Origin of the sequence: Salipiger sp. PrR003 (assembly GCF_010500785.1) — a bacterium.
GTDB classification, from domain to species: Bacteria; Pseudomonadota; Alphaproteobacteria; order Rhodobacterales; family Rhodobacteraceae; genus Salipiger; species Salipiger pacificus_A.
Genome location: NZ_JAAGOV010000032.1, coordinates 48289 through 61583, shown reverse-complemented (window position 1 = coordinate 61583; position 13295 = coordinate 48289). Strand labels below are relative to the sequence as shown.

11 protein-coding genes and 1 riboswitch are annotated in these 13295 nt (G+C 66.1%); of the genes, 6 read left to right on the top strand and 5 right to left on the bottom strand.

Annotated elements, in window-relative coordinates; all coding sequences use genetic code 11:
* Nucleotides 1-225 precede the first annotated feature (225 nt).
* Complete coding sequence (locus G0D83_RS07935) at nt 226-2094, bottom strand: monovalent cation:proton antiporter-2 (CPA2) family protein (protein ID WP_164191743.1); 1869 nt, start codon at nt 2092-2094, stop codon at nt 226-228.
* Nucleotides 2095-2253: 159 nt separating this feature from the next.
* Nucleotides 2254-2330: riboswitch (SAM riboswitch) on the top strand.
* 76 nt (nt 2331-2406) lie between these two features.
* Between G0D83_RS07935 and metZ the strand changes: the two genes are divergently transcribed.
* The 4 genes from metZ (at nt 2407) to G0D83_RS07915 (ending at nt 6776) form a co-directional block, all read left to right on the top strand.
* Nucleotides 2407-3591, top strand: a complete 1185-nt coding sequence (gene metZ / locus G0D83_RS07930; RefSeq protein ID WP_164191740.1) for an O-succinylhomoserine sulfhydrylase — start codon at nt 2407-2409, stop codon at nt 3589-3591.
* Nucleotides 3592-3753: 162 nt separating this feature from the next.
* Nucleotides 3754-4854, top strand: coding sequence for a GTP cyclohydrolase FolE2 (folE2, locus tag G0D83_RS07925; protein WP_164191737.1), 1101 nt, complete (start codon nt 3754-3756; stop codon nt 4852-4854).
* Nucleotides 4855-5031: 177 nt separating this feature from the next.
* The gene (locus G0D83_RS07920; RefSeq protein ID WP_164191733.1) at nt 5032-5271 is read left to right on the top strand and encodes a hypothetical protein; all 240 of its coding nucleotides are present in this window, start codon (nt 5032-5034) and stop codon (nt 5269-5271) included.
* A 56-nt stretch (nt 5272-5327) separates the two neighbouring features.
* The gene (locus G0D83_RS07915; RefSeq protein ID WP_164191730.1) at nt 5328-6776 is read left to right on the top strand and encodes a TrkH family potassium uptake protein; all 1449 of its coding nucleotides are present in this window, start codon (nt 5328-5330) and stop codon (nt 6774-6776) included.
* A 55-nt stretch (nt 6777-6831) separates the two neighbouring features.
* On the opposite strand, the gene G0D83_RS07910 is transcribed toward G0D83_RS07915, so the two are convergent.
* Entirely contained in the window at nt 6832-8205 is a 1374-nt protein-coding gene (locus G0D83_RS07910; RefSeq protein ID WP_164191727.1) for an FAD-binding oxidoreductase, read from the bottom strand.
* 73 nt (nt 8206-8278) lie between these two features.
* Between G0D83_RS07910 and G0D83_RS07905 the strand changes: the two genes are divergently transcribed.
* Nucleotides 8279-9955 carry a chloride channel protein gene (locus G0D83_RS07905; protein ID WP_164191723.1) on the top strand — a complete coding sequence of 559 codons (1677 nt, stop codon included), beginning with the start codon at nt 8279-8281 and terminating at the stop codon, nt 9953-9955.
* A gap of 53 nt (nt 9956-10008) precedes the next feature.
* Here the strand turns inward: G0D83_RS07905 and G0D83_RS07900 are convergent, their stop codons facing one another.
* On the bottom strand, nt 10009-10446 hold the full coding sequence (locus G0D83_RS07900) for an organic hydroperoxide resistance protein (protein WP_164191719.1): 438 nt from the start codon (nt 10444-10446) through the stop codon (nt 10009-10011).
* Between the two features lie 103 nt (nt 10447-10549).
* On the opposite strand from G0D83_RS07900, the gene G0D83_RS07895 reads away from it, so the two are divergent.
* Nucleotides 10550-11038 (top strand): MarR family winged helix-turn-helix transcriptional regulator, encoded by a 489-nt coding sequence (locus G0D83_RS07895; RefSeq protein ID WP_235940273.1) that lies wholly within the window; start codon nt 10550-10552, stop codon nt 11036-11038.
* 73 nt (nt 11039-11111) lie between these two features.
* Here the strand turns inward: G0D83_RS07895 and G0D83_RS07890 are convergent, their stop codons facing one another.
* On the bottom strand, nt 11112-11456 hold the full coding sequence (locus G0D83_RS07890; protein ID WP_108965090.1) for a DUF427 domain-containing protein: 345 nt from the start codon (nt 11454-11456) through the stop codon (nt 11112-11114).
* Between the two features lie 56 nt (nt 11457-11512).
* Nucleotides 11513-13291, bottom strand: coding sequence for an aminopeptidase P family protein (locus tag G0D83_RS07885; protein WP_164191708.1), 1779 nt, complete (start codon nt 13289-13291; stop codon nt 11513-11515).
* Nucleotides 13292-13295: the final 4 nt, after the last annotated feature.

Here is a 13295-nt window from a genome sequence, read left to right as displayed (position 1 = left end):
AAGGGCGGGACGTGGCCGGCGCCGCGTGCGCGGGTCTTGGTCCACCTCCGGCGCGGCCCGAATAGCCCAATGCTGCAGGTGCAGCATCCCCGAAATGCCCGGAGGCAATGACAATCCCGAGAGCACCGTGTCGCACGCGGCGATTTGCCTCAAATTTCAGCTAATCATTTGTGAGGGAAGGGGAATTTCCGATCTCTGTATGCCGTGGAATACCTTCTGGCCAAGTCAGGCCGCGTCGTGCCGCTCGGCCTCGAGCGCGCTGAACAGCGCCGTTTCGAGATCCTTCTCCAACTCGCGCGCGCGCCGCACATAGGCCGGGTTCTGCGATGGCGGCGTGCCCGGCTCCCAGAGGGTGGCCAGCTCGCGCATGGTCTCGCGGTCGTGGTGATAGAAGGTTTCCTCGGCGATGGCGGCCTCGTATTCGGTCAGCCCCACCTGCTCGAGCACGTAGCGCCCGGCGCGCAGCGAGCTGTCGAACATCTCGCGCACGATCTTGTCCGCCCCAGCCTGGTAGAGCTCGTAGACATGGGTGCGGTCGCGGGCGCGGGCGATGATGAAGATCTCGGGCCGGATGCGCTTGGCGAAGCGCACGAGCTTGGTGGTGGCCTTGGGATCGTCGAGCGCGGCCACCAGAACCTTGGCCTTTGAGATGCCCGCCGCGTGCAGCAGCTCGGGGCGGGTGGGGTCGCCGAAGAAACCCTTGACCCCGAATTGCCGCATCAGCTCGATGGTCTGCATGTCGTGATCGATGACCACCGTCTTGTAGCCCGAGCTTTGCACCAGCCGGTTGACGATCTGCCCGAAGCGCCCGATCCCGGCGAGGATGATCGGCCCTTCGCGGTCGATCCTGTCATCCGGGCGGCTGTCTGACTTGTCCTCGAGCTTGGCCGAGAGCTTGTCGTAGAGGATGAAGAGCGCCGGGGTGATCAGCATCGACAGCGCCACCACCATCAGCAGGCGCTGGCCGAAGGCCTCGGTCATCACGCTCTGTTGCAGCGCAAAGGAGATCAGCACGAAACCGAACTCGCCCGCCTGCGCGAGCGACAGGGTGAAGAGCATGCGGTCGCGCCCGCGCAGGTGGAAGAGCCCGCCCAGCACGTAGAGGATTGCACCCTTGACGAGGATCAGCCCCAACGTGATGCCCAGCAGCACGAAGGGCTCGCGCAGGAAGTCGGCGAAGCTCAGCCCCGCGCCCACGGTGATGAAGAAGAGCCCCAGCAGCAGCCCCTTGAAGGGCTCGATATCGCTTTCCAGCTGGTGGCGGAATTCCGAGTTCGCCAGCACCACGCCGGCAAGGAAGGTGCCGAGCGCCGGCGAGAGGCCGACCAGCCCCATGAGGAAGGCGATGCCGACCACGATCAGCAGTGCCACGGCGGTGAACATCTCGGGCAGGTGCGACGCATTGATGTGCCGGAAGAGCGGCCGCGCGCCGTAGATGCCCGCGAGGATGATCAGCGCCACCGCGCCGAGGGTCACAAGCGCCACGGCCCAGCCGGGCAGGCCGGCGACCAACGACATGCCATGCGCGCCATGATCGCCCTCGGGCAGCTGGATCGCGCCGTCGGCGCCGAGCGAGGCCGCCATGGGCGCGCCAAGCAGCGGCAACAGGATCAGCATCGGGATCACCGCGATGTCCTGTGTCAGCAGCACCGAGAAGGCAGAGCGCCCGCCGGCGGTCTGCATCAGCCCTTTTTCCGAGAGCGTCTGCAGCACGATGGCGGTGGACGACAGGGCAAAGACCATGCCCGCCGCGAGCGCGGTGGTCCAGGCCGTGCCAAGCCCCATGACCACCGCCGTGATCGCCGCCATGGTCAGCAGGATCTGCAGCCCGCCGAGCCCGATCAGACGGTGCCGCATGTCCCAGAGCGCGCGCGGCTCGAGCTCGAGCCCTATGATGAAAAGCATCATCACCACGCCGAACTCTGCGAAATGGCGCAGGTCGTCGGTATGCGAGACGAGGTGCAGGCCCGGTCCGATGATGATCCCCGCCAGCAGGTAGCCCAGCACCGAGCCGAGCCCCAGCCGCGTTGCGATCGGCACGGCGATCACCGCTGCCGCGAGATAGATGGAGGCCTGAAAGAGCGCGCTTTCCATGTCTGTCCGTGCCTGCTTCGTGACTGCCCTGACATCCGCATGATGCGGGGCGAGCACGGGGAATGACAAGCACCCCTGCGCGGCGACGCGCGGGCCGTGACATTCAATCGCAGCGCGGCTTGCCTTCGTCGCGCTTGACCGAAAGACATCGGCGGCGTATTTCGGCGCCGTGGCGATTTGTTGACGGATTGCGGGCCACGTAAAACATGCCGCTAAAAGGTCGGACGAGAGAGCCCCTTTCGCTTGACCGCGAGTGGGGCTTTTTCATTTCCGGCGCAAAGGGATCGTCCGGGCACAGAAAGGTGGAAGATCATGGCAGAATTCAAGAAGGCATCGCGGACCGAGCTGGTCCATGGCGGCACCAAGCGCAGCCAGTGGGGAGAGTTGAGCGAGGCCATCTTCCTCACCCAGGGCTTTGCCTATGACAGCGCCGAGCAGGCCGAGGCGCGCTTCATCAAGACCGAGCCGGACGAATTTATCTACGCCCGCTACGGCAACCCCACCGTCGCCATGTTCGAAGAGCGCATCGCGCTCTTGGAAGGCGCCGAGGATGCCTTTGCCACCGCCTCGGGCATGGCTGCCGTATCTGGCGCGCTGACGGCGATGTTGAAGGCCGGAGACCGCGTTGTCGCGGCGCGCGCGCTCTTCGGCTCGTGCCTTTACGTGCTCGAAACGATCCTGACCCGTTTCGGCGTCGAGGTGGTCTTTGTCGACGGGGCCGATCTGGAACAATGGGAAAAGGCGCTGAAGCCGGGCGCCGATCTTGTCTTCTTCGAAAGCATGTCCAACCCGACGCTGGAACTGGTCGATATTGAGGCCGTGGCCAAGCTGGCCCATGCGGCCGGCGCCAAGGTGGTGGTCGACAACGTCTTCTCGACCCCGGTCTACAGCCGCGCCATCGAGCAGGGCGCCGATGTGGTGGTCTATTCCGCCACCAAGCATATCGACGGCCAGGGCCGGGCGCTTGGCGGGGTGATCCTCGGCTCGCGCGAGATCATCCGTGGCGTGATCGAGCCCTACATGAAGCACACCGGCGGTTCGATGAGCCCCTTCACCGCCTGGATCATGCTCAAGGGTCTCGAGACGATCGACCTGCGGGTGCGTTCCCAGACGGCGTCTGCCGATGCGATCGCCAGAGCGGTCATCACCCACCCCAAGGTGGCCCGTGTGAGCTACCCTGGGCTGGAGAGCCACCCGCAGAACGCCCTGGCGCTGCGCCAGCTTGGGGCGGGGGGCACGATGGTCGCCTTTGAGATTAAAGGCGGAAAAGAGGCAGCCTTCCGCTTCTGCAATGCGCTCAAGGTGATCCTGATTTCGAACAACCTGGGGGACGCGAAGTCCATCGCCACGCACCCCGCAACGACGACCCACCAGCGCCTGTCCCCCGAGCAGCGTCAAGGACTTGGGATCGCTGACGGGCTGATCCGGCTCTCGGTCGGCATCGAGGATACCGGCGATCTTGTTGCAGATATTCAACAAGCTCTGGATGTTGCGTAAGAATTGTGCGGCCGAGGAAATTAACATTTGCTCGGCCACATTTTTGCCCGCAATAGATGATCCATAAGAATAGGTGCGCCCGTATAAGGGTCGTAAATAGTGGAAATTTCGGTAAAACATCCTAAGTACGTTGGAACGAACCCCCGCCTCGGAGGGCAGGACATGAATGTGTATTCGCCGGTAGTAGACCGCAACCCAAGCCGTGACGACGCAGAAGCCGCACTGGCCCTTCTCCGTCAGTGGACCCAAGTAGCCGACGACAGTGAAATTACCGATCTCGACCCCGCGCTTCTGAAACTCCTCGGTGCCGCGCAGGATTATCCGATCTTCTCGCGCCAGTATCCCGAGGGGTTCTCGGTCGACGACGCATACAAAACGTCCTTGCCTGACCTGCAAAACGGTCCGGCCTCGCTCATTCGTGGCGAAAATGTGCGCATTCAGCACGTCGGCATTTCCAATTTCCGCCTGCCCATCAGTTACCGGTTGAAGAATGGCTCGTCGCTCATGCTCGAGACCTCGGTCACCGGCACGGTCAGCCTCGAGGCCGACAAGAAGGGCATCAACATGTCGCGCATCATGCGCAGCTTCTACATCCATGCCGAAAAGAGCTTCAGCTTCGGCGTGATCGAGGCGGCGCTGAATGACTACATGTCGGATCTCGAGAGTTTCGACGCGCGCATCCAGATGCGCTTCTCCTTCCCGATGACGGTGACGAGCCTGCGCTCGGGCCTGTCGGGCTACCAGTACTACGACCTTGCATTGGAACTGGTGGAGCAGAACGGCGTGCGCCAGCGCATCGCCCATCTCGATTACGTCTACAGCTCGACCTGCCCCTGCTCGCTGGAGCTCTCGGAGCACGCCCGCCAGTTCCGCGGCCAGCTGGCCACGCCGCACTCGCAGCGCTCGGTGGCGCGCGTGTCGGTGGTGCTCGAGGACGACAGCGACGACTGCCTGTGGTTCGAGGACCTCGTGGGCCTGTGCCGCGGCGCGGTGCCGACCGAGACCCAGGTCATGGTCAAGCGCGAAGACGAACAGGCTTTCGCCGAGCTCAACGCCGCCAACCCGATCTTCGTCGAGGACGCGGCGCGGCTCTTCGCCGAGGCGATGGCCGGGGATGCCCGGATCGGCGATTTCCGCGTTATGTGCAGTCACCAGGAGAGCCTGCACTCGCATGACGCGGTGGCGCTGCTGACGCAGGGGCCGACCTTTGCCCAGACCAGCCTCGATCCGACGCTCTTCCCGAGCCTCATCCACCGGGGGTGATCTTTCCCGCGGCGCTTGCCGCGCTGCCACATGTTTCGGCACTCGCGCAATGCCGCCGGTCACTCCGGCGGCATTTTTCTGCGTTGCGGCAATTTTCCCGCGACCGGTCATGAATTTCCAAGGCGAAAAGGGGCAAGCTCTTGGCGGGAGGGCAGGCAACCCACCGGAGGTCTCGGCATGGCGACGAGCAGCGGCGCAGACAATGTCACCATCGGACTGGGACGCGGTTCGCTGCGTGCCAGGATAGATGCCTATTTCGCGGGTCTCGGACAGGGCATCAACGCCTATGGGCTGCGCCGGGCAAGGATGCATGAGATCCTAGTGCTGGAAAGCCAGAGCGATGAGCGCCTTGCCGAGATGGGGCTGACGCGCGAGCAAATCCTGCCGCACGTCTTTCGCGACCTTTTCGGTGACTGACCGGCTGCCGTAGCGCGGCGCTTGACAGGCACGCATGGCCGGGCGAAGGCTCGCGCATGTTCGATGTCCGCCCCGTTGCCTACGTTCTCGGTCTGCTCGTCACGACGCTCGGCGGCTGCATGCTGGTTCCGTTCCTCGTCGATGTTGTCGAGGGGCGCGAACATTGGCCCGTCTTTCTCGAAAGCGCGCTGATTACCATGCTTTGCGGCGGGCTGGTGAGCCTTGCCTGCGCTAATGCCGGGCGGCAGGGGCTGACCCTGCAGCAGACCTTCCTGCTGACCGTCGGGGCCTGGGTGGTGCTGCCGCTCTTCGGGGGCATTCCCTTCATGCTGGGGGCGACCGAGGCGCGCATCGTCGATGCCTTCTTCGAGGCCATGTCGGGGATCACCACCACTGGATCGACGGTCTTCACCGGGCTCGACGCGCTGCCCAAGGGAATCCTGCTGTGGCGCGGAATCCTGCAATGGCTGGGGGGCATCGGGATCATCGTTGTCGCCATGGTCTTCCTGCCGGAGCTGCGGGTGGGCGGCATGCAGATCTTCCGGTCCGAGGCCTTTGAGACCATGGGCAAGATTCTGCCCCGCGCCACCGAGATCGCCTCGTCCATCTCCACCATCTACGTTGGAATGACGCTGGCCTGTGCCGCCGCCTACATGTTCTGCGGGATGGATGCCTTCGACGCCACGGTGCATGCGCTGACCACGCTCTCGACCGGGGGGTTCGCCAACTACGATTCCTCTTTCGGCGGTTTCCAGGGGCCGGCGGAATATGTCGCCGCCTTCTTCATGCTCGCCGCCGCGCTGCCCTTCGTGCGCTACGTGCAGATGCTGAACGGTCACCACACGGCGCTGTGGCGCGACAGCCAGGTGCGCGCCTTCTTCGGAACCATCCTCGCGCTGGTGGCGGTGATGAGCGTCACGCTTGTCGCGCTCTTCCCGCACCACCCAGAGCAGGCGATCCGCGAGTCGCTGTTCAACATCAGCTCGATCATCTCGGGCACGGGCTATGCCTCGGTGGACTACATGGGCTGGGGGCCATTCCTGATCACCCTGTTCTTCTTCATCGGCCTTATCGGCGGCTGCGCCGGATCGACCGCCTGCTCGGTGAAGATCTTCCGCTACCAGCTGCTCTTTGCCTCGATCCGGGTGCAGCTCAAACGCATCCGCGCGCCGCATGGCGTCTTCACCCCCCGCTTCGACGGCCGCCCGGTGGCCGATGACGTGCTGAGCTCGGTGATGGCCTATTTCGTCTTCTTCGTGGTCTCGCTCGGGGTGCTGTCGGTGGCGCTCGGTTTCACCGGGCTCGACTTCGTCACCTCGGTCTCGGGCGCGGCGACGGCGCTGGCCAATGTCGGGCCGGGGCTGGGCGAGATCATCGGCCCGGCGGGCAACTTCGCGACGCTCAACGACACCGCGAAATGGCTGCTGTCCTTCGCCATGCTGGTCGGTCGGCTCGAGATCATGGCGGTCTTCGTGCTGTTCACCGTGCGGTTCTGGCGCGGCTGAACGCTCCCATCTGCAGCGAAAAGGCCGGGTCCATGGGGAGCCGGCCTTTCGCATTTCAGTTCTGAGGCACCAGCTTTCCGGGGTTCATGATGTTCTGCGGATCGAGCGCGCGCTTGATCTCGCCCATCACGTGCCAGCCGTCCCCGTGCTCCTCTTGCATGTAGGCCAGCTTGCCGTGGCCCACACCGTGCTCGCCGGTGCAGGTGCCGCCCATGCGCAGGGCACGCTCTGCCATGCGGTGCGACAGGCGCTTGGCCTCGGTGAGCTCCTCGGGCGTGTCGGGGTCGACCAGAAGGATGGCGTGGAAGTTGCCGTCGCCGACGTGGCCGAGGATCGGGCCGGGGATGCCGCTTTGCGCGATGTCGGCCTGCGTCTCCTCCACCGCCTCGGCGAGGCGCGAGATCGGCACGCAGATGTCGGTGACCACGGCCCGCGCGCCCTTGCGCGAGGCGAGGATGGCGTAATAGCCGTTGTGGCGCAGCGCCCAGAGCGCGCGCCGCTCCTCTTCGCGGGCGGACCACTCGAAGGGGCTGCCGCCGTTGTCGGCGACGATCTCGGCGAAGCGCTCGGCGTCCTGCTTGACGCTCTCGGGCGAGCCGTTGAACTCCACAAGCAGGTGCGGGCTCTCGGCCATGGCCATGCCCGAATAGCTGGAAAAGGCACAGGCGGTGGCGGCGTCGACAAATTCTATCCGCGCCATGGGGATGCCCATCTGGATCGTCTCCATCACCGCGGTGACCGCGCTGCCCATGTCGGGGAAGGCGCAGATGCCCGCCGAGACCGCCTCGGGGATGCCGTGCAGCCGCAGCGTCAGCTCGGTGACGAGGCCGAGCGTGCCCTCGGAGCCGACGAAGAGCGCGGTGAGGTCATAGCCCGCCGCCGACTTGCGGGCGCGGGTGCCGGTCTCGATGGTGCGCCCGTCGGCGAGCACCGCCTTCAGACCCAGAACGTTGTCGCGCATGGAGCCGTAGCGCACCGTGGTGGTGCCCGAGGCGCGGGTCATCGCCATGCCGCCGAGCGTCGCATTGGCGCCGGGATCGACCGGGAAGAAGAGGCCCGTGGCGCGCAGCTCCTCGTTCAGCGCCTCGCGGGTGACGCCGGGCTGGATGGTCACGTCCATGTCGGCGGGGCGAATTTCCAGCACCTTGTTCATGCGGGTGAAATCGACAACCACGCCGCCTTTCACCGCCTGGCCGTGGCCCTCGAGCGAGCTGCCGGCACCCCAGCCGATCACCGGGCAGGCGTGCTCGGCGCAGATCTGCACGATGCGCTGCACCTCCTCGGGGGTTTCGGGGTAGGCGACACCATCGGGCGGGGTGAGGGGGAAATAGGACTCGGAACGGCCATGCTGCTCCAGTTCGGACTTGGAGCGGGTGAATCGTTCGCCTAGGAAGGCATCAAGAGCCTCCAGGGCTTCGGCGACGGGCATTGAGAAACCTCCGTGGAAAATCGGGGCGACCTTAGCCGCCGCGCGCGCCCTGCGAAAGCCATGGGACCGAGGAATGCCGCAGCAGATTGCCGATCAGTGGCGCGAGACACGCGCGCTTTGCAGCCGGGGCTGGGACACGCTGCGCCACAAGGGGCCGGGGCAGGTCACCTTCTGGGTGATCGCGCTTCTGGTGGGGGCCGCCGCGGGCCTTGCCGCGCTGCTCTTCCGGCTGGCCATCCAAAGGCTGCAGGCCTTCGTCTACGGCACCGAGGACGTGAACCTGCTGGCCAGCTTCGCCGAGACGCTGCCTTGGGTCTACGTGCTGCTGATCCCGGTGGCGGGCGGCGCGACGGTCGGACTCATCTTGCAGAAGTTCACCCCCGACGGGCGGGTGCGCAGCGTGTCGGACGTGATCGAGGGCGCGGCGCTGAACGATGGGCGAGTCGAGAAGAAGGCGGGCATTGCCTCGGCGCTCTGCTCGTGGATCACGCTCTCGACCGGCGGCTCCACCGGCCGAGAGGGTCCGGTCGTTCATATCGCGGCGATGATCGCCTCGTCGGTGTCGAACCTCTTGCGCGTCGACGGCATCACCGGGCGCGACCTGCTGGGCTGCGCCGTGGCGGCGGCGGTCTCGGCGAGCTTCAACGCGCCTATCGCAGGGGCGCTCTTCGGACTCGAGGTGATCCTTCGCCACTTCGCCCTTCACGCCTTTGCCCCGATCGTCGTCGCCAGCGCCGCGGGCACGGTGATCAACCGGCTCTACTTCGGCGATGTGACCGAGTTCGTTCTGCCCGGCACGACCACGGTGGAGTTCTACCTCGAGCTGCCGGCGTTTTTCCTCATGGGGCTGGTCTGCGGGCTGGTGGCGGTGCTGATGATCAAGGCGCTGTTCTGGTCCGACGGGCTGGGCACGGCGATCCAGAAGCGTCTCGGCCTGCCGCATTGGCTGCGTCCGGCAGTCGCGGGCCTGCTGCTCGGGGCCATCGCCATCGCCTTCCCGCATATCATCGGCGTCGGCTATGAAACGACGTCGCGTGCGCTGTCGGGGCAGCTGACGCTAAGTCAGGCCTTCGTCTTCGCGGCGGTGAAGGTGGCGGCGGTGTCGATCACCATGGCCGGGCGCATGGGCGGCGGGGTGTTTTCACCTTCGTTGATGGTGGGCGCGCTGACCGGGCTCACCTTTGGCCATATCGCCACCGGGCTCTTTCCCGAGCAGAGCTCGGTGTTCACTCTCTACGCGCTGGCGGGCATGGGCGCGGTGGCGGCGGCGGTGCTCGGCGCGCCGATCTCGACCACGCTCATCGTCTTCGAACTCACCGGCGACTGGCAGACCGGGCTCGCGGTGATGGTCTCGGTCTCGATGTCCACCGCGGTGGCCTCTCGGCTCGTCGACCGCAGCTTCTTCCTGTCGCAGCTGGCGCGGCGCAACGTCCAGCTTGCGGCCGGGCCGCAAGCCTACCTCTTGGCGATGTTCCGGGTGCAGGGGGTCATGCGCAAGCCCACGGACGAGGGGGCTGCGGACGAGGAAGCCTGCCTGCGGATGATCGAGCAGGGACTCTACGTGACCGCGCAGGCGACGCTGGAGGCAGCGCTACCGCTCTTTGACAAGTCGGGCGTGGCCTACCTGCCGGTGGTGACCCGCAGCGGTCCCGACGAGGCGCCGGTGCTGCAGGGCGCGCTGTTCCACGTCGATGCGCTCAAGGCCTACAATCGCGCCCTGGCGGCGACGGCGGAGGAAGAGCACAGCTGAAAGGCCGGCCCGGAGCAATGCGCTTCGGGCCGGCTGTCCGGGGAGCCGCTTCTCTAGGCCAGCTCGAGGTCAACCTCGATGTTGCCGCGCGTGGCGTTCGAATAGGGGCAGACCTCATGCGCGCGCTTGAGGATGCTCTCGGCCACATCCCTTTCCAGCCCCGGCATCTTCGCGACCAGCTTCACGGTGAGACCAAAGCCGCCCGCGGGCAGGGCGCCGATCCCCACATGCGCATCGACCGTGGTATCGGCGGGGACGTTGCCCAGTTTCTCGGCCTGCGCGACGAAGCGCATGGCGCTGAGGAAGCAGGCGGCATAGCCCATGGCGAAGAGCTCTTCTGGGTTGTGTCCCTTGCCCGAGCCGCCCAGTTCCTTGGGGCTGTTCATCGTGACCGTGAGCATGCCCGAGGCGAGCTTGGTCACACCATCGCGACCGCTTCCGGAAGCCTGCGCTTCGGTCCAGTATTTCACGTCGAGATCGGTCTGGGGCATGGGTGACTCCTTTGTTGTCGATTATATCGTGCACGATAGATATGCGGCACCTAGGAGAAGTCAATCGCTTGAGAATGGATCGTGCGCGATTTATATGGGGCAGATGACCGACGCAGCCCAACCCATCGAACCGCAGTCCGAAAGCCAGCGCGATCCGCAGACCTCCGCGCTCTCGCCGCAGGACATGGTCTGCTTTTCGCTCTACTCGGCAGTGCACGCGATGACGCAAGCCTATCGCCCGCATCTCGAGGCTCTTGGGCTGACCTATCCCCAATACCTCGTGATGAGCGCGCTCTGGTCCGCCACCGATGCGCCGACCGTGGGCACGCTCTCGCGCCAGCTGCAGCTCGAGTCGAGCACGCTGACGCCGCTGTTGAAGCGTCTCGAGACCACGGGCCTGCTGACCCGCCGACGCGATGCCGAGGACGAGCGGCAGGTGCGCATCGCGCTCACCGAGGCAGGGCAGGCGCTCCGGGGCCGCACCGCGCATATCGCGAGCTGCATCGCCGAGCAGAGCGGCATGAGCGTCGACGACCTGCTGGCCCTGCGCGATCAGGTCAGCCGTCTGCGAGACAACCTGCGCAAGGGCTGAAGCGCGGTCCCGTATCTGGAAAGCAAAAGGCCGGCCTCTCGGGCCGGCCTTTGTGTCTGCGCGGGTTTCCGGCTCAGACCTGTTCGACAGCCACGCCATCTTGCATGTCGAAGGCCAGGTAGCCCTTGATCCCTGCGGCGTCCGGCTTGGGGTCGAGGTACGAAAACACCGCGTTGGCGTAGGTGCGGCTCTTCGAGGCGATATGGTAATGCTCGGCGTCGCCAAGCGCCGCGCTGGTGCTGCGGTAGGCGCTCGGCTCAAGGAAGGCCATGGCCACGTCCTCGCGCGGGAAGAAGATGGTCAGAGGCTTGTCGCCTTCGGTCAACTCGAGGGCGCGGCTGCTTTCGCCAAGCACGGCGCCACCGGCGCGGATGACCCAAGTGCCCGAAGCCGGGCGGACGGCAATCTGTTTCAACATCATGTCTCTCCCCTTATCCGCCCATCATATATCAACGCCTTTGCGACAGTCCTGTGTCAAAGCGGCGCGCAGGCCGTCTCGAGCCAGTCCCGCACGGCGCCCGTGACAAGCGGAGCGATGCGTTCGAAAACCCCTTCGTGGTAGGCGTTCAGCCAGTCACGTTCCGCAGCGGTCAGCAGCCCCGTCTCGATCAGGCGCCGGTCGATCGGCACCCAGGTCAGTGTTTCGAAACGCAGCATCTTGGCTACGGTCTGGCCGGGAAGGGGGGGCGCGGGTTCCACCGCGATGAGGTTCTCGATGCGGATACCATAAGACCCCTCGCGATAGAAGCCCGGCTCGTTCGACAGGATCATCCCGGCCTCGAGCGGGACGGTGCCGGTACGGGCGATGCGCTGCGGCCCCTCGTGCACCGACAGGTAGGCGCCGACGCCGTGGCCGGTGCCGTGCCCATAGTCGAGCCCCGCCTCCCAGAGCGCGGCACGCGCGAGCACGTCGATGTCGCGTCCGGCAAGCCCCGCCGGAAAACGCAGCCGCGACAGCGCGATCATCCCCTTCAGCACGCGGGTAAAGGCGTCCTTCTCCTCGGAGCCGGCCTCGCCCAGCACCATGGTGCGGGTGATGTCGGTGGTGCCGTCGACATATTGCCCGCCGCTGTCGATCAGCAGCAGCTCGTTCGGCTGGGTTGTGCGGTTTGTCGCCTCGGTCACCCGGTAGTGCACGATGGCGCCGTTCGGCCCGGCGCCCGAGATGGTCTCGAAGGAAATGTCGCGCAGCGCGTTGGTGGCGCGGCGCTCCTCTTCGAGGGCGACCACGGCGTCGATCTCGGTAAAGGTGCCCGGCGTCTGGCTGTCGAGCCAATGCAGGAAACGGACCATGGCGGCGCCGTCGCGCAGATGCGCCTCGCGTGCGCCGGCAAGCTCGGCGGCATTCTTGCGGGCCTTGGGCAGCAGGCAGGGATCGGTCGCCTCGACGATCTCGCAGCCCCTGAGCGCGGTCTGCACCGCGACCGGGCAGGTCGCGGGATCAATCTGCACCGTGCCACCCAGGGCTTCCAGCGCGGGCACGAAGTCCTCGGGTGTCTTCACCTCAACCTGCGGGCCGAGATGATCGCCCAGCCCTTCGAGCTTCTGCGCCGCCATGAAAAGCGATACCCGGCCCGTCCCGTGCAGGATTGCAAAGCCGTGCGGCACCGGGTTGCGCGCCACGTCCGAGCCGCGGATGTTGAGCAGCCAGGCAAGGCTGTCGGGCAGGGTGATCACGCAGGCATCCGCCGCGCCGAGCCCCTTCGCGAGCCGGGCGATCTTGTCGCCATGCGCCTCGCCGGCGAGCTCCACCGGCTGGGCAAAGACCGCGCCCATCGGCGGGGCGGGCTGATCGTCCCAAACGCGGTCCACGAGGTTATCGCAGAGCCGCAGCGCCACCGCGCCGAGCCCGCGCTCGAGGCCGCGCATCTGCTCGACCGAGAAGAGCCAGGGGTCGAGCCCCACGGTGCCGCCGTCGGGCAGCGCCTCGGCGATCCACTCGGCAAGCCCGACTTCGGGCCAGTCCACCGGTGTGAACTCCTTGGCCACCTGCGACTTGACCTGCACGCGGTAGCGCCCGTCGACGAAAACCCCGGCCTTGTCCATCAGCGCCACGCAATAGCCCGCCGAGCCGGTGAAGCCGGTGAGCCAGGCCAGCCGGTCGTCATGCGGCGCGACGTATTCGCCCTGGTGCGCGTCGGCGCGCGGCACGACAAAGCCGTCGAGCCCCTCGGCGGCAAGCTCGGCGCGCAGCGCCGCGAGCCGCGGCGGGCCCTGTTCGGGGGAAGCGCTCTGCTCGAATGTCTGGAACATGCGG